Genomic DNA, 14,767 nt, shown 5'->3' with positions numbered 1-14,767 from the left:
ATCGGCAGGCCATTGACGGAGGCTTGCGGTGAACGCTGCGACTTTTGCCCGCTGGGGTTTTGACGGGCCGCGTTTCGTCTATGGCCTGCGCACGGCCATCGCCGCCTGTATCGCGCTGTTCATCGCCTGGGGCATGGGACTGGAACACCCGCAATGGGCGGCCATGACCGTCTGGGCCGGCTCGCAGCCGATCCGCGGCATGCTTATCGAAAAGAGCCTCTTCCGCGCCGCCGGCACGGCGGTGGGCGTCGTGGCCGGCGTGCTGCTGATGCTGCTGGCGCGCGGGGACGCGGTGATCCTCGTGGTCGGGCTGGCGCTCTGGGTGGGGCTGTGCGCGGCGGCCGGCAATGTTGTACGCGGCTTCGTTTCCTACGGAACGATCCTTGCCGGTTTTTCGGCGGCGATGGTGACGCTACTGAGCACGGCGCACCACGATTCCATCGTGCTGCTTGCCACAGACCGTTTCGCCACGGTGCTGGTGGGCGTGGTCGTGGCGCTGATCGTCGGGCTGGTGTTCACGCCCGCCGCGAGCGGCGATTATGAGAGCGCCGCGACCAAGCTCACGGCGCGCTTGCTCGACGAGATGGCGCGCCCCGCCGAAGAGCGCAGCCTCAAGGAGCAGAAGGCTATTCTCTCGGAAGCCGCGACCATCGAGGAGGCGCTCGATCCGCGCGCGGCGGGCTCGATCAACGGCAGGCGGCTGGCGCATGCGGTGCGCGCGCTGCTCCTGGCGCTGGTCTCGGGCCTGCTCTGGCTGCGCGGCAGCGAGGCGGCCCGCACGGATGCGGAGACGCGGCAGCTCCTGGCGGAGGGCGGGCAGGTGGATGCAGCACGGTTCCCCGAAGGGGCGCGGGCACTGCGCTCCATTTCGCTCGGCGTCGACGGGCTGGATAATCGTCCGCTCGAAGAGCGCGACGTGCATGCTTCGGTACTGCTGCATCGCGACTGGGTCGGTGCGCGTACAGCCGGCATCCGGGCGACGGCGACCATGCTGGTCATCGGCCTCGTGTGGGTTGTCACCGGCTGGGAGGCGGTGCCTTACGTGCTGCTGGGCACATCGGTGATGGTCACCGTGTTCTCGACCTTCGATGACCCGGCTAATTTCCTCAAGGCGGTGTTCACCGGGCAGGTGCTGGGCGCCATCGCGGCGCTGGCCTGCCGCTGGCTGCTCTGGCCCCATGCCGACAACGAACTCGCCATGCTCCTGATGATGGTGCCGTTCATCCTCTCGGGCTCGCTGGTGCAGTCGCACAAGCTGAGCGTCCCGGCGGCGATGGATTACGCCATGGTGTTCCTGCTGCTCTCCCAGCCCGTGCTGCCGCTGAGCGGCACATTCCTGCAATCGGTGTTCAATGCGGCGGCCGTGATCTCCGGCCCGCTCATCGCGATGGCGGCGTTTCGGCTGATCTACCCGATCCATCCGCGCAAGCGCCTGCAATTGCTGGTGGCGGCCATGGTGCATGAGCTTGAGCACATGGCCAAAGGCGAAGGTGCCGCCGGCGGTGAGCGCTGGCGGATGCGGCTCAATCACCGCCTGCTGCGTCTCGTGCGCTGGGTGGAAAAAACCGGCTCCAAGGATGTCGATGCCTTCGAGGGCAGCTTCGCCGTCCTCGCGCTGGGCAGCGCCATCGCCCGGCTGCGCGAATTGCAGGCTGGAGGCGATCTTTCCCAGAGTACGGCACGGGCGATGCGTGCGGCCCTGTTGCGTTGCGCTGATGTAGGCGAGGAACCCGAAGCCGCTGCGCGGGCGATGGAGCAGTTGGCCACGCGCCTTCCGGCACCGTCGGATACCGAATTGCTTGTCGACGCTGCCAGACAGGTGCGAGCCGAAAGCGCCTTCTTCCGGCTGGGCGCGGCCTGAAATGCTCTTGCGGGCGGGCAACCGAGAGGCCACCTAATGGTTATGCCGAAGGAAGGTGAGCCTGATGAGTGACGAGAGCCGTGTCGTTTGCGTGCATTGCGGTGCGATCAATCGCATGCCGGAGGCGCGCAACGCACAGGAAGCCAAGTGTGGACGCTGCGGGCAATTGCTATTCGACGGCGTACCGGCCGATGTCGATGCCGGCATGGTCGATCGCCAGATGACCAAGGGCACGCTGCCGGTCGTGGTCGACGTGTGGGCGCCCTGGTGCGGCCCGTGTCGCGCGATGGCGCCCGAATACGAGAAGGCCGCCAAGGTCGGCGAACCGGGCATGCGCTTCCTCAAGCTCAATTCCGACGAGAACCAGGAAATGGCCGCCCGCTTCGGCATTCGCGGCATTCCAACCATGCTGCTGCTGCGCGATGGCAAGGAAGTCGCTCGTGTTTCGGGCGCCATGTCGTCCAGCCAGATTTTGGGCTGGCTGGGGCAGAACAGATAGCAGGGCGGCGTGAGCCGCCCTCCAAACCTCAGTGCAGCGTCGTGCGCTGACGTGGGTCGCGATGCATGGCGCCATCCTTCATGATCATCGCGAAATGCTTGGGGCCGACGAGGATCGATTGGTCTTCGAGCGGGTTGCCATCGACGAGGAGGATATCGGCCAGCGCGCCCTCCCGGATGATCCCCAGCTCGCCCTTGTGGCCCATGATGTCTCCACCGACCTCGGTGGCGCATTTGAGGGCTTCGGCCGGTGAATAGCCGAAGAACTTGACGAAGTGCCCGATATCGCGCGCGTTCTGCCCCATCGGCGTGACGGTGAAGCCATAGTCGCCGCCGACGACCACGCGCATGCCGCGTTTGCGCATCTCGTGGTAGGTGGCCATTGTGTGCTCGAGCTTGCGCGGTAGCCCCATGCGCTCGACCACCTCCTTGGTCATGCCGACGACGTCGCCCTCGAAAACCGAATTGTGAACCAGCCCGAAAGCGGGGCCGATGATGATCCGGTCCTTGGCGGCCTCGAGCATATCGAGGGCTTCCTCATCGGCGAAATCGCAGTGATAGATGCAATCCGCACCCGCCCGCACCGCGCGCTTGACCGATTCCGCCGCCCGGGCGTGGGTGGCCACGCGCTTGCCGAAGTCATGGGCGGTCTGTACGCCGATTGTGAGTTCTTCCTGACTGATCGAGACCAGCTCCGCCCGGATGTTCGAGGTGAATTCGTCTCCCGAGACGTTGAACTTGACGTTATCGACGCCCTCGCGGGCGCAGAGCCGCACGGCCTGCCGGATCTGCGTGACCCCGTCGGCGATCATGCCGAAGCCTTCGAAACTGCCATGGTTCTTGCGCTCGTCACCCAGCCCGCCCGTGACCGTGATCTCGGGGCCCGCCGCGCGGTAGCGCGGGCCGGCGAGATAACCGTCCTCGATTTCCTGGCGCACCACCACGTCGATCCGAAGTTTCGCCGAAGCGGCCGAATACGCCGAGGTGAAGCCGTGGTTGAGCAGCAGCGTCGCGTTGCGCATCGTCCGCAGCAGATGCTCTTCGGGCGGGATTTCACCCAGGTCCTGGTTGCGTGCCGGGTTGACGAAACTGAGGTGGCAATGGCCCTCGACCAGGCCCGGCATGAGGAAGCGTCCACCGCCGTCGATGACCTCCGCCCCGTTCTGGTTGTCGATATGCGCATTCTTGGCGACGGCGGTGATGCGGTTGCCCTCGACCAGCACTTCCCCCGGATAGGGCTCATCTTCGATGGCATCCCAGACATCGACATTGCGGAACAGATAGGCGCTCATTTTCCCTCCGATCGGCGTTCGTTTCCTCGCCCTGCCAAACGATAGGCACGGAGGGCGGAGGCGCCCAACCGGCATGTTTCCGGCCTAGTCCAGCATCTGAGACAGCCCGCTTGATTGTCCGTTGGCTTTAGCGTTCGATGCTCTGGCTTGGGCGGGAGGGGAAATGCCTGAGGCTAGTCAAAACGGCGTCGACGCCGCGATCGGTATCCTGTGCGCGCTGGCCGCCGCCAACGGCTCTGCGCGTGGTAGCGTTCTGGCGCGCCAGCTCAACATTCCGCGCGCCAGCTTTCACCGCGTCGCGCGAGTGCTGGCCGCCGCGGGCCTGCTGACCATAGAGCGCGGTCTGCTGCGTGTCGGGCCAGCCTGCGCCGCCTTTATCGCCGCCAATGCTGCGGACCTTGCGCGGCAGGATGCGCGGCGCGAGCAGCGCGCCCGTGGACGCAATGGCCCCCAACCGATGCCCGTCCTGAGTCTCGAACCTGAAGCGCCTCTCGTCCTCTCGCCGCCTGTGCAGCGCCGCCGCTCGCGCCGGCTGCGCATCGGTTTCTCCAATACGTCGATGGGCAATCCCTGGCGCGTGGCGCTGGTGCATTCCATCGAGCATGCGGCGGCCAATCTGGGTGACGAGATCGAATGGCTGCGCGTCCGCCATGCCGGCGGCAGCCGCAAGCAGCAGGTCGCCGATATCCAGGCGTTGGTCGATGAAGGTGTGGATGGGCTGCTGGTAAGCTCCACCATTCCCGACGCCGTTGCCGAGGCGGTCGCCGGAGCCATGGCGCGCGACGTCGCCGTCGTACTGGTCGAGCGCGGCGTTTCGGCGGAGGTGCCTCACACGAGTTTCGTAACGGCGGATGACGCCGTCATCGGCCGCACCACTGCACTTTGGCTGGCAGAAACGCTCAAGGGTGAGGGGGGCGTCGTGCTGCTCTCCGGCCGGGCCGATGCCGTTCCGGCGCAATTGCGGCTGGCGGCGGCACGCGAGGTTTTTGCTCGTTTCCCGGGTATCGAAATCCTCGACACGATCTGGACAGACTGGGAGCGCAATCGCGCCCGCCGCTCGGTCTCGGAAGCCATTGCTCGCTGGGGCGATGCCATTGCCGGCGTCTGGTGTGACAGCGGCCAGCAGGGCGTCGGTTCCATCGAGGCCTTCGTCGAGGCCGGCTATGGGCCTGGCACGATCCCGCCCCATACGGGCGGCGACATCAACCTCTGCTACAAGCTCGCCATTCGCCACCAGGTGCGGATGGTGGCTACCGACTACCCGCCGGCCATGGGCCTGCGCGCGGTGGAAGCGCTTCACGCCAGCCTCGCCGGCAATTGGGTGCCGCGGTTCATCGATGTGCCTTCCGATGTCGTGCTATCGCGCGGCGCGGCGACGCGGTCGGTGCGTTCGAACCTCGTGCTCGACGATCACGTCCGCTGGGACCTGCCCGACAACCTCATCCTCGGGAGCGGCCTGGGGCCGTCCTACAACCCGCGCGCTTTCCGCATCCGCTATCCGGGCAATGTCTACAACCGCTCCGCCGCACCGCAGGTGCTGCTGTGAGTGCGGGCGTGGAAGCCCTGACGCGGCTCCTGCTCGGCGCCGCTGAATCGCCATCGGCGACCGTTGCCGAAATTGCCGCGAGAGAGGGAATAGCCCGCTCGACCGCCTTCGATATCGTACGGCGCATGGAAGAGGCAGGGTTGGCGATACGCGGTGCCGGCGGCGACCTCGCACCCGGCGATCGCGCGATGGAACTGGGTTTTGCCGCGCACGGCATTGCCCATCTCCACGGACCAGCCGAGGCCGCTCTCGCCTGGCTCAAGGAAACGCTCGGCATGGCCGCCGCCTTCGGCATCGGCGAGGGCGAAGGGCGCATCGAACTGGCGGCAATTCCCGCTCCGCGCGGTCGCGCCGTGCGGCCTGTCACAACCATGACCGAGCGCTCCGGCGACGTCTGGATCGAGGTGCAGGTGCCGACCGATGCCTCCGAGCAACTGATCGAAGCCGCCAAGCGCAATCTCCGTCGGGCCGCCGCAGCCTTGGTATGACCGATCCGTTTCTCATCCGCGCATTGGTTCCGAACTACGAAGCGATCCGCGAGGCCTATCGTCAGCGCAGCGATGCAACCCGCGCTACCCTGCGTCATCATCTCGACCTGCAGTACGGCCCGCATCCCGACGAACGGCTCGACCTTTTCCTCCCGGAGCGCGCTGAACGAGCGCCGGTGCATATCTTCGTCCATGGCGGCTATTGGCGCGCCAACGTGAAGGAGGACTACGCCTACGTCGCCGAGCCCATCGTGGCTGCCGGCGGCATCGCCGCCATCGTCGAATACACGCTGATGCCGAAAGTGCGTCTGGCGACCCTGGTGGACCAGGTGCGCCGCGCCGCGCGCTGGTTGGTCGCGCAGGCAGGAGAGTTCGGCGGCGATGCCGGGAGGCTCTCAGCCAGCGGCCATTCTGCCGGGGGACACCTGGCGTTCTATCTCGCTGCCGCCGCGCCGCATGAGGCGAAGCTGCCGGATATTCCGCTACAATCCCTGCTGCTGGTCAGCGGGCTATATGATCTCGATCCCATTACGCGCAGCTTCCTGCAGCCGGAGCTTGGCTTGACCTCCGAGGAGGTGGCGGAGTGGTCGCCGGTAGCCGCGCGAGTGGCCAACGGGATGCGGTTCGAGTTGGCTGTGGGGGAGGTGGAGTCAGCGCCATTTCACGAGCAGGCCGAGCGGCTTGCTGCGCGGCTAAGTGGGCAGGGGAGTGCGGTAGGGCAGCGGATGATCGATGGGGCAGATCATATGTCCATCGTCCTCGATCTGGGGACACGAGGGACGAAACTAGGTGGGATGCTGGAGAAGTGCGTTGGAGGGTGAGCGATTACTTGTCCCGCACTCGCTCCCTCCCCACACGGGGGAGGGAGACCGGCATATGCTAGCCGCTAGCCTCGGTTCGGCCCGGTTATGCCGTCCAGACCAGCTTCGCGTTCGTCAACTCCCGCGCTCCGAGCGCGCCAAGCTCTCTGCCGAAGCCCGATCCCTTTACACCACCGAACGGAGCCCGGGCATCCGAGCGAACGAAGTCGTTGATGAAAACGGCGCCGGCTTCAAGCCTGCCTGCCACCCGCGCCGCCTTTTCGGCGTCCGAACTCCACACTGCGCCGCCCAGCCCATATTCGGTGGCGTTGGCCAGGGCGACGGCTTCGTCTTCCGTGTCGAAGGGGAACATCAGTGCCACCGGTCCGAAGAACTCCTCCTGTGCGATGGCGGCGTTGGGATCGAGGCCGGTGATGACGGTCGGAGCGAAGTAATTGCCCGGGCGGTCGAGCTTGTCGCCGCCGGCGATAACCTGCCCGCCGGCCGCCTGCGCGTCGGCGATCTGGCGTCGCGTCGTGGCGATGAGGTCGGCCTTGGCAAGCGGGCCGAGCCTGGTGTCGGCGCTCATCGGGTCGCCGACAGGCAGCGCGTTGGCCGCTTCGGCATAAGCGCGGACATAGCGGTCGTAGATCGGGCGTGCGACGATGAAGCGCTTGGCGGCGATACAGCTTTGGGCGTTGTTGGAGAAACGCGAGACGATGCCGAGCTTGACCGCTTTCTCGAAATCGGCGTCCTCGAAGATGATGAAGGGATCGGAGCCGCCGAGTTCCAGCACCGCTTTCTTGCCGTGCGCGCCCGCAGCTTCCGCCACGGCGCGTCCCGCGCCGGTCGAGCCGGTCACGGTAACGGCGCGGATGCGCGGATCGGCGATGATGCCGGCCACCGCGTCGCGGCGGATTGCAAGGTTGGTATAGAGCCCATCTGGCCCGCCGGCATCGCGCACCAGTTCCTCGATGGCGCGAGCCGAGCCCTGCACCGAATCCGCGTGCTTGACCAGCACCACATTGCCGGCCATCGCCGCAGGGATGAAGAAGCGCAGCACCTGCCAGAACGGCAGGTTCCACGGCATCACGCCGAAAAGCGGCCCGAGCGACTGATAGACCACCTTGCCCGGCGTACCGGGGATGGCCTCGTCGCGCAGATATTCCTGCCCTTGCGCCGCAAAGTGCCGCGCGCCGCCGGCAGCCTTGACCACCTCACCCCGAGCTTCGCCCACGAGCTTGCCCATTTCGGAGGTAATGAGCGCGGCATAGCGATCAGCGCGCTCTTCGAGGAGGCCGGCCAGCCGCTCGAGGAAGGCCGCACGGACGGGTGCGGGCTCCTGGGACCAGCTCTGCCACGTGTCCCAGGCGCGTTGCAGCAGGCGGTCGATATCGGCCGCGTCGTGCGCCGGATAGGTGGCGATTGCCTCGCCCGTTGCCGGATTGATGGACTTGAAAGCCATGAAACTCCTCCCGTTTCTCGGCATTCGCCGTGCGGTCACGTTTGTAACCTGTTGGTTACTAGTTGACAGGAGAGCTCTGGCAAAAGTCAAGGGTCATGAATTGCTGGCCGGTGCTTGACAGCCGGATACAGCAACGACAGTCTTGTAACCACATAGTTACATCTGGGTGTGCGGGCAGGGAGGTCCGGCGCTTCGATCGGGAGGGGTAGAGGTTGACCGACTATCTGATTTTGGGCGGAGGCTCGGCCGGCTGCGTGCTGGCGGCCCGGCTGACGGAAGATCCGGCCGTGAACGTGGTGCTCGTCGAAGCGGGCCCGAACCTGACGCTGGATACCATGGCGCCTCACGTGCGCAGTCGCTATCCCGGTCAGGCTTATCTCGATCCCGGCAACATCTGGCCCAACCTCACCGCCTATCTCGGCGCGCCACTTGGAAATACCGATGGCCGCGCGCCCCGTCGCTATGAGCAGGGCCGCCTGCTGGGCGGCGGCTCTGCCGTCAACGCCATGGTCGCCAATCGCGGTGCCCCGGGCGACTATGACGAATGGGGCGCGTTGGGCGCCGAAGGCTGGTCCTTTGCCAATGCTTTGCCCTATTTCCGCAAGCTTGAGCGCGATGTCGATTTCGACGGGCCCTATCACGGCAAGGATGGCCCCATCCCGGTGCGGCGCATCAAGCCCGACCGCATGTCGCCTTTCGTCAAGGCCGTCTCCGAAACGCTGGTCGCCAACGGCCATCCGGCCAAGGCCGACCAGAACGGGGAATGGGCCGACGGCGTCTATGTCGGAGCGGTCGCCGTAAGCGACAAGGGCGAACGCGTACCAGCCTCGGTGGGCTACCTCACGCCGGAAGTCCGGGCGCGCAAGAATCTCGAAATCATCACCGGCCACCTGGCCGAGCGCGTGCTGTTCGACGGGCAGCGGGCCGTGGGCGCGGTGATCGTGCCAGCTAGCGGCGGCGAAGGCCGGCGCTTGGCGGCGCGCGAGGTCATCGTCTCATCGGGCGCCATCCACAGTCCGGCCCTGCTGATGCGTTCGGGTGTGGGGCCCGGCGACCAGCTCACGGCCCTGGGTATTCCTATCGTGGCTGACCTGCGCGGTATCGGGCAGAATCTCATGGAGCACCCCTCCACTGCCGTCTCCACCTATCTGCCCCCGCAATCGCGCCTGAGCGACCTGCGCGAGCATCACGATCACGCCATCCTGCGCTTTTCGTCCAATATCGGGGACGCACCTGAAGGCGATATGCACGCCGCTATGATAGCCCGCTCCGGCTGGCACTCCGTGGGCCAGCGCATCGGCACGCTCTTCATCTGGGTCAACAAGGCCTATTCGCGCGGCGAGGTGCGGCTCAAGGCCAAGGATGTGCGCGAAGAGCCGCATGTCGATTTCCGCATGCTCTCGGACTGGCGCGATCTCGAACGCCTCAAATACGGCTTCAAGGTAGGCGCCAGGACGCTCACCGATCCCCGGATGGATGGCAAGCGCGGCCCGGTCTTCCCGACGAGCTACTCGGCCCGCGTCGCGGCGATTGCTGGCCCCGGCCTCTGGAATGCGCTCCAACGCGGTGCCTTCGCGAGCATGCTCGACTATTCGGGGCCTCTTCGCTCGGCCTTGATCCACAACGTGGTGACGCTCGGCATCAGCCTCGATAACCTCCTTTCGGACGATAAGGCCCTCACCGAATTCATCGGCAAGTCGGTGGGCGGGGTGTGGCATGCTTCGGGAACCTGTCGCATGGGCGCGGCGGACGATCCGAAGGCCGTGACCGACAGCCACGGTCGGGTGCGGGGCGTCGAGGGATTGCGCGTCTGCGACGCTTCGCTGATGCCGTCGATCCCGCGGGCCAACACCAATGTCCCCACGCTCATGATGGCAGAGCGTATCGCCGACCTGATCAAGGAGGAGAGGCGGGCTGCCTGAAGCCGAATGTCTCAAATGCTGGACTCTATCCGGGCTTTCGCCCTTGCAGGCGCGCGCCTTAGTCCAAATAGTGGAACACCAAGAATGATCCTGGAATGGGACATCATGAGGGGAGGAAACAGGGCCGGTGCCGGCGTGCGCCGTGCTTTTGCGTCCGGTGCGTCTCGTCATGTCCTCTTCGGGCGAGGCAGGCCATGACGACCAACCCACCCGTGATGGAAATGCGTGGCATTTCCAAATCTTTCCCGGGCGTTCGCGCCTTGAAGGACGTGAGCTTTGCCTGTGCGGCAGGGGAAGTGCATGCCCTTGTCGGCGAAAACGGCGCCGGCAAATCCACCCTCATCAAGATCCTCTCGGGCGTCTACCGCCCCGATAGCGGCGCCATTGCGCTCAACGGGCAGGAAGTGCATTTCCGCCATCCGGTGGAAGCCCTGCGCGCCGGCATTTCGGTGATTTACCAGGAATTTTCGCTGCTGCCCGAGCGCACTGTGGCGCAGAACATCTTCCTCGGCCGCGAGCCGACGCGAAACGGCATCATCGACTACGGCGCCATGGAAGCAGAGACCCGGCGGGTCCTGACGCTTTTCGGCTCCAGCCGCATCGAGCCCGATACGCTCGTGGCCGACCTCGACGTCGCCAGCCAGCAGATGGTCGAGATCGCCAAGGCTATTTCGCTCGACGCCAAGGTGGTGGTGATGGACGAGCCGACCGCCGCGCTCAACGAGGCGGAATGCGAGATGCTGTTCGCCACCATCGACCGCCTGCGCGAACGGGGCACCGCCATTGTCTACATCACCCACCGTATGCGCGAGGTGACGCGCCTTGCCGATCGGGTGACGGTGCTCAAGGACGGCGAGATCACCGCCCGCTTCGAGACCACGCCCGCGCCGGAGACCATCGTGCGCGCCATGGTCGGTCGCGACATTGCCGATTTCTACGCACCGCCTGCCACGCCTGAGGAAATCGGCCCCGTCGTGCTCTCGGTCCGCAACGGCAGCAACGTCTTCCTGCGCGACATCTCCTTCGATCTCAAGGCCGGCGAGATCGTCGGTTTTTCAGGTATCCAGGGGGCGGGGCGCTCGGCCCTCGCCATGGCGCTTTTCGGCTCGGTTCCTTTCACCAGCGGCGCGGTGGCCCTCAATGGCCAGAACGCGGCTTTCCGCACTCCGCGCGATGCCATTCGCGGCGGGCTGGGCCTGCTTCCGGGTGATCGCAAGGCTGAGGGCCTGGTGCTGATGCAGACCGTGCGTGACAACGGCATGCTCACCTCCCGCGCCTTCGCCCCGCTGGGCGGCAGCAATCGCCGCAACGGCTTTGCCAGCGTCGACTCCATCGACGCGCTTTTCGCCAAGGTCGACATGCGCGCCGCCAGCTACGACCAGGAAATCCGCTCGCTCTCGGGTGGCAACCAGCAGAAGGCGATCGTCGCCCGTTGGCTGGCGCTCGCTCCCAAGGTGCTGATCTTCATCGAGCCGACGCGCGGCATCGACGTCAACGCCAAGGCCGGCATCTATCAGCTCATGCGCGAGCTCGCCCGCAATGGCGCGGCGATCATGATGATCTCGTCGGACCTCCCTGAAATCCTGGGCGCCGCCGACCGCATCCTCGTCATGCGTGCCGGCTCGATCGTGGGTGAATTCGGGCGCGGCGTCACCGAGGCCGAAATCATGCTCTCGGCCACTGGCGAAACCACCATGGCGGGAGCAGCCGCATGACCGACGCCACCATGCAGCCCGTCGCCAGGCGCCGCAAATCCGGCTTTCGCTTCGAGCGCTGGGCGCCGGCCTTGCTGCTCGTCATCGCTTTCGCCATCTACGCAATAGTGGCGCTCGCCACCGGCCAGCCGCAATTCCTGACACCCGACAATCTCATCGCCATTCTCGGCCGCTCGATCGCGCTGGGCATCACCGCAATCGGCCAGACCTTCGTGATCCTCGTCGCTTCGATCGATCTCTCGGTGGCCAATCTCATCTCGGCAGCAGCAGTGCTGGCCTCGGTGATCATGAACGGCAACCCCGCAATGATCCTGCCGGCCATCCTCGCCGTCCTGGCGCTCGGCGCGGTGGTCGGCGTCGTCAACGGGCTGGTGATCACCAAGCTCGAGGTCAACCCGCTCATCGCCACGCTCGGCATGGCGCTGGTCATCCAGGGGTGCCTTTCCGCCTTTGTCACCAATTTCGCCGGCTCCGTGCCGGCCGAATTCCAGGTCTTTGCCTATGGCGGGTTTGGCTCCATCCAGTTCAGCCTCATCTTCCTTGTGGCGCTGACCGTCGCCGCCTGGTTCGTGCTGCGCTTCACCAAGTTCGGCTCGGACATCTATTCGGTGGGCGGCAATGCCGATGCGGCGAGACTTGCGGGCATCAAGACCCATCCCGTGGTGATCGCCACCCACGTCATCTGCAGCCTCTGCGCGGCGATTGCCGGCCTCTATCTGGCCTCGCGCCTGCGCTCGGGCGCACCATGGATCGGACGCGACGGCGTCTATGACCTGCAGTCGATCGCCGTGGTCGTCATCGGCGGCACCGTGCTGGCCGGCGGCCGCGGCGGCATCTGGGGCACCATTGCCGGCGTCCTCATCTTCTCGCTCATCGACTCGATCTTCAACATTGCCCAGGTCGATGCCTTCGCCAAACAGGTGATGCGCGGCATCATCATCGTCGCGGCCGTGGCCTTCTACGCCGTGCGCTCCAAGAGGATCGTCGCATGAGCGAGGCCGCCCTATCCCGCAGTGAGAAGAAAAAGCGCCGGCTGCCGCAGATCAACCCGGTCTACATCGTGCTGGCGGTGCTGCTCATTGCCATCGTCATCCAGAACGTGAGCTTCCTGGAGCCCCAGGGCTACATGAACTTCCTCAAGCGTTCGGCGCCGCTGGCAATCCTGGCAGCGGGCTCGGTCTTCGTGATCGTGGCGGGAGGCTTCGACCTTTCTGTCGGTGCGCTCATCACGCTCACCGTCATCGGCTCCTCCATGCTGCTCAACAACAACCCGGACGCCACCTGGTGGGTGATCCTGCTGATGTTGGGCCTGGGCGTGCTGGTGGGCTGCATCAACGGCCTCATCGTTTGCTACCTCAGGGTGCCATCGCTGATCGCTACGCTCGGCATGATGATTACGCTGAACGGCGCTGCCCTTATGTGGTCGGGTGGATCGCCGCGTGGCTACCTGCCCGATTCCTTCCGGTTCTTCGGGCGCTTCAATTTCCAGGACGTGCCGATCTTCCAGCTTGTGCCGGTGGCCGTGATCATCCTCATCGTGCTTGGCTTTGCGCTCTACTGGCTCATGCACCGCACCAATTTCGGACGCATGGTCCACGCCATCGGCGACAATCCGCGCGCCGCGCAACTGGCCGGTGTGCCGGTCGAGCGCGTGCGCATCCTGGCCTTCGTGGTGTCCTCGGTCTCGGCCGTGATCGCCGGCGTCATGCTCGGCGGCTTTGCCGGTGTCTCGACCGACGTGGGCTCGGGCTACGAGTTGCAGGCCATCACCGCGGCGGTGCTGGGCGGGGCGCAATTGCTGGGTGGGCGAGGCTCGGTGCCGGCAGCCATTGCCGGTGCGCTGACGCTCCAGGCCATCTTCACGCTCCTCAATTTCCTGGGGCTGCCCAAGCCCGTTCGCGACGTGGTGCAGGGCGTGATCCTCATCGCTGCTGTGGCGCTGGCCATGTACCGCCGCAAGAAGACCGGACGATAGAAATTCACGCGGCGCGCCCCAACTGCGCCGCGGAATGCTGAGTGGAACGACTACTCAAGGGAGAGGAACTTATGAGGAAGATCGTACTTCTGGCGCTGGCGGCAAGCCTGGCGCTTCTGGGGGGCAGCGCATTCGCGCAGGCACCCAATTTCGACGATCCTGCTGCCTTCGCCAAGCAGCGCGAGGAACTCAAGGCCGTGGCCATGGGCCCCGAGGGCAAGCCCTGGGAGCAATACCTGTCCGACGCCATGGCCGATACGGCCAAGTTCAAGAAGCCCGGCCCTTACACGCTGTGCTTCTCCAATGCCGGGGTGAACAATCCGTGGCGCGTCGTCGGCTGGACCGACATGCAGGCCGAAGTCGACCTGCACAAGGACCAGATCAAGGAATTCATCGCCGTCGACGCCCAGGGTTCTGACGACAAGCAGATCGCCGATATCGGTGACCTGCTGGCCGGTGGCAAGTGCGACCTGTTGATCGTTTCGCCCAACACCACTGCGGCCCTGACGCCGGCCGTCGAAAAGGCTTGCGCCACGCTCCCGGTCGTCGTCTTCGACCGCGGCGTCAACACCCCTTGCCCGGTGACCTTCGTGCACCCGGTGGGTGGCTACGGCTTCGGCATTTCCGCTGGCGAGTTCGTGGCGGCCAATGTGCCCAAGGGCTCCAATGTCCTCATGTTACGCATCTTGCCAGGCGTGGACGTGCTCGAAACACGTTACTCAGCCGCCAAGCGCATCTTCGATGAGGCCGGCATCAACATCATCGGCGCCGAATTCACCGATGGCGACAATGCCAAGACCAAGTCGATCGTTGAGGACTACATCCAGAAGGGCAAGATCGACGCCGTCTGGATGGATGCCGGCGCCACCGCTGTCGCCGCCATCGAAGCCTTCGAGGACGCAGGCGTGGACGTGCCGGTCTTCACCGGCGAGGACCAGCAGGACTTCCTCCAGAAGTGGAAGGCCCTGAACCTCAAGGCCATCGCCCCGACCTATCCGGCCTATCAATGGCGTTCGGCCATCATCGCCGCGCTCAAGGTTCTGAACGGCGAGCCCGTCCCGGGCCCGGAATGGGTGCTGCCGCAGCCGTCCATTACCCAGGACACGCTGGACAACTTCATCAACGAAAAGATGCCCCCGCTGCACTACGCGATGTGCGGTTGCGAAGGCATGCCGGACTATCCGGCTCGTTGGGGCGGTAAGTAA

12 protein-coding genes are annotated in these 14,767 nt (G+C 65.5%); 10 read left to right on the top strand and 2 right to left on the bottom strand.

Annotated features, from left to right (window positions below; genetic code table 11):
• Positions 1 to 28 precede the first annotated feature (28 nt).
• A complete protein-coding gene (locus JNE37_RS03755) occupies positions 29 to 1,861 on the top strand; it encodes an FUSC family protein (protein ID WP_203065360.1) in 1,833 nt (610 codons plus the stop codon).
• 64 nt (positions 1,862 to 1,925) lie between these two features.
• Positions 1,926 to 2,360, top strand: coding sequence for a thioredoxin TrxC (gene trxC, locus JNE37_RS03750; protein ID WP_182398199.1), 435 nt, complete (start codon positions 1,926 to 1,928; stop codon positions 2,358 to 2,360).
• 28 nt (positions 2,361 to 2,388) lie between these two features.
• On the opposite strand, the gene JNE37_RS03745 is transcribed toward trxC, so the two are convergent.
• Positions 2,389 to 3,651, bottom strand: a complete 1,263-nt coding sequence (locus JNE37_RS03745; RefSeq protein ID WP_035031342.1) for a metal-dependent hydrolase family protein — start codon at positions 3,649 to 3,651, stop codon at positions 2,389 to 2,391.
• Between the two features lie 163 nt (positions 3,652 to 3,814).
• Here JNE37_RS03745 and JNE37_RS03740 point away from each other — a divergent pair, with 163 nt between their 5' ends.
• From JNE37_RS03740 to JNE37_RS03730, 3 genes are read left to right on the top strand one after another with little or no spacing between them, the layout of a single operon-like run.
• Positions 3,815 to 5,197: a substrate-binding domain-containing protein gene (locus JNE37_RS03740; RefSeq protein WP_203065359.1), complete on the top strand. Its 1,383-nt coding sequence runs from the start codon at positions 3,815 to 3,817 to the stop codon at positions 5,195 to 5,197.
• Between the two features lie 8 nt (positions 5,198 to 5,205).
• Complete coding sequence (locus JNE37_RS03735; RefSeq protein ID WP_203065358.1) at positions 5,206 to 5,685, top strand: MarR family transcriptional regulator; 480 nt, start codon at positions 5,206 to 5,208, stop codon at positions 5,683 to 5,685.
• Entirely contained in the window at positions 5,682 to 6,506 is an 825-nt protein-coding gene (locus JNE37_RS03730) for an alpha/beta hydrolase (RefSeq protein ID WP_203065357.1), read from the top strand. The genes JNE37_RS03735 and JNE37_RS03730 overlap by 4 nt, the downstream gene beginning before the upstream one ends.
• An 85-nt stretch (positions 6,507 to 6,591) precedes the next feature.
• Here JNE37_RS03730 and JNE37_RS03725 read toward each other — a convergent pair whose 3' ends face one another.
• A complete protein-coding gene (locus tag JNE37_RS03725) occupies positions 6,592 to 7,950 on the bottom strand; it encodes an NAD-dependent succinate-semialdehyde dehydrogenase (protein WP_203065356.1) in 1,359 nt (452 codons plus the stop codon).
• 212 nt (positions 7,951 to 8,162) lie between these two features.
• Here JNE37_RS03725 and JNE37_RS03720 point away from each other — a divergent pair, with 212 nt between their 5' ends.
• From JNE37_RS03720 to JNE37_RS03700, 5 genes are all read left to right on the top strand, one after another.
• On the top strand, positions 8,163 to 9,872 hold the full coding sequence (locus JNE37_RS03720) for a GMC family oxidoreductase (RefSeq protein ID WP_203065355.1): 1,710 nt from the start codon (positions 8,163 to 8,165) through the stop codon (positions 9,870 to 9,872).
• Positions 9,873 to 10,066: 194 nt separating this feature from the next.
• Positions 10,067 to 11,587: a sugar ABC transporter ATP-binding protein gene (locus JNE37_RS03715; RefSeq protein WP_203065354.1), complete on the top strand. Its 1,521-nt coding sequence runs from the start codon at positions 10,067 to 10,069 to the stop codon at positions 11,585 to 11,587.
• The gene (locus JNE37_RS03710) at positions 11,584 to 12,579 is read left to right on the top strand and encodes an ABC transporter permease (RefSeq protein ID WP_246513498.1); all 996 of its coding nucleotides are present in this window, start codon (positions 11,584 to 11,586) and stop codon (positions 12,577 to 12,579) included. Before JNE37_RS03715 ends, JNE37_RS03710 begins: the two co-directional genes overlap by 4 nt.
• Complete coding sequence (locus JNE37_RS03705) at positions 12,576 to 13,562, top strand: ABC transporter permease (RefSeq protein ID WP_035091551.1); 987 nt, start codon at positions 12,576 to 12,578, stop codon at positions 13,560 to 13,562. The genes JNE37_RS03710 and JNE37_RS03705 overlap by 4 nt, the downstream gene beginning before the upstream one ends.
• 71 nt (positions 13,563 to 13,633) lie before the next feature.
• Positions 13,634 to 14,767 (top strand): substrate-binding domain-containing protein, encoded by a 1,134-nt coding sequence (locus JNE37_RS03700; protein WP_246513496.1) that lies wholly within the window; start codon positions 13,634 to 13,636, stop codon positions 14,765 to 14,767.

The sequence above is a fragment of the Paradevosia shaoguanensis genome (genome assembly GCF_016801025.1).
Classification (GTDB): Bacteria; Pseudomonadota; Alphaproteobacteria; order Rhizobiales; family Devosiaceae; genus Paradevosia; species Paradevosia shaoguanensis.
Note: the sequence above shows the minus strand (reverse complement) of the source record. Positions and strands in the feature narration are given on the sequence as shown.

Bases quoted from the DNA above. Each gene is read 5' to 3' on its own strand.
- trxC (WP_182398199.1), top strand. From the start codon at position 1,926: ATGAGTGACGAGAGCCGTGTCGTTTGCGTGCATTGCGGTGCGATCAAT.
- JNE37_RS03745 (WP_035031342.1), bottom strand. From the start codon at position 3,651: ATGAGCGCCTATCTGTTCCGCAATGTCGATGTCTGGGATGCCATCGAA.
- JNE37_RS03740 (WP_203065359.1), top strand. From the start codon at position 3,815: ATGCCTGAGGCTAGTCAAAACGGCGTCGACGCCGCGATCGGTATCCTG.
- JNE37_RS03730 (WP_203065357.1), top strand. From the start codon at position 5,682: ATGACCGATCCGTTTCTCATCCGCGCATTGGTTCCGAACTACGAAGCG.
- JNE37_RS03725 (WP_203065356.1), bottom strand. From the start codon at position 7,950: ATGGCTTTCAAGTCCATCAATCCGGCAACGGGCGAGGCAATCGCCACC.
- JNE37_RS03715 (WP_203065354.1), top strand. From the start codon at position 10,067: ATGACGACCAACCCACCCGTGATGGAAATGCGTGGCATTTCCAAATCT.
- JNE37_RS03710 (WP_246513498.1), top strand. From the start codon at position 11,584: ATGACCGACGCCACCATGCAGCCCGTCGCCAGGCGCCGCAAATCCGGC.
- JNE37_RS03705 (WP_035091551.1), top strand. From the start codon at position 12,576: ATGAGCGAGGCCGCCCTATCCCGCAGTGAGAAGAAAAAGCGCCGGCTG.
- JNE37_RS03700 (WP_246513496.1), top strand. From the start codon at position 13,634: ATGAGGAAGATCGTACTTCTGGCGCTGGCGGCAAGCCTGGCGCTTCTG.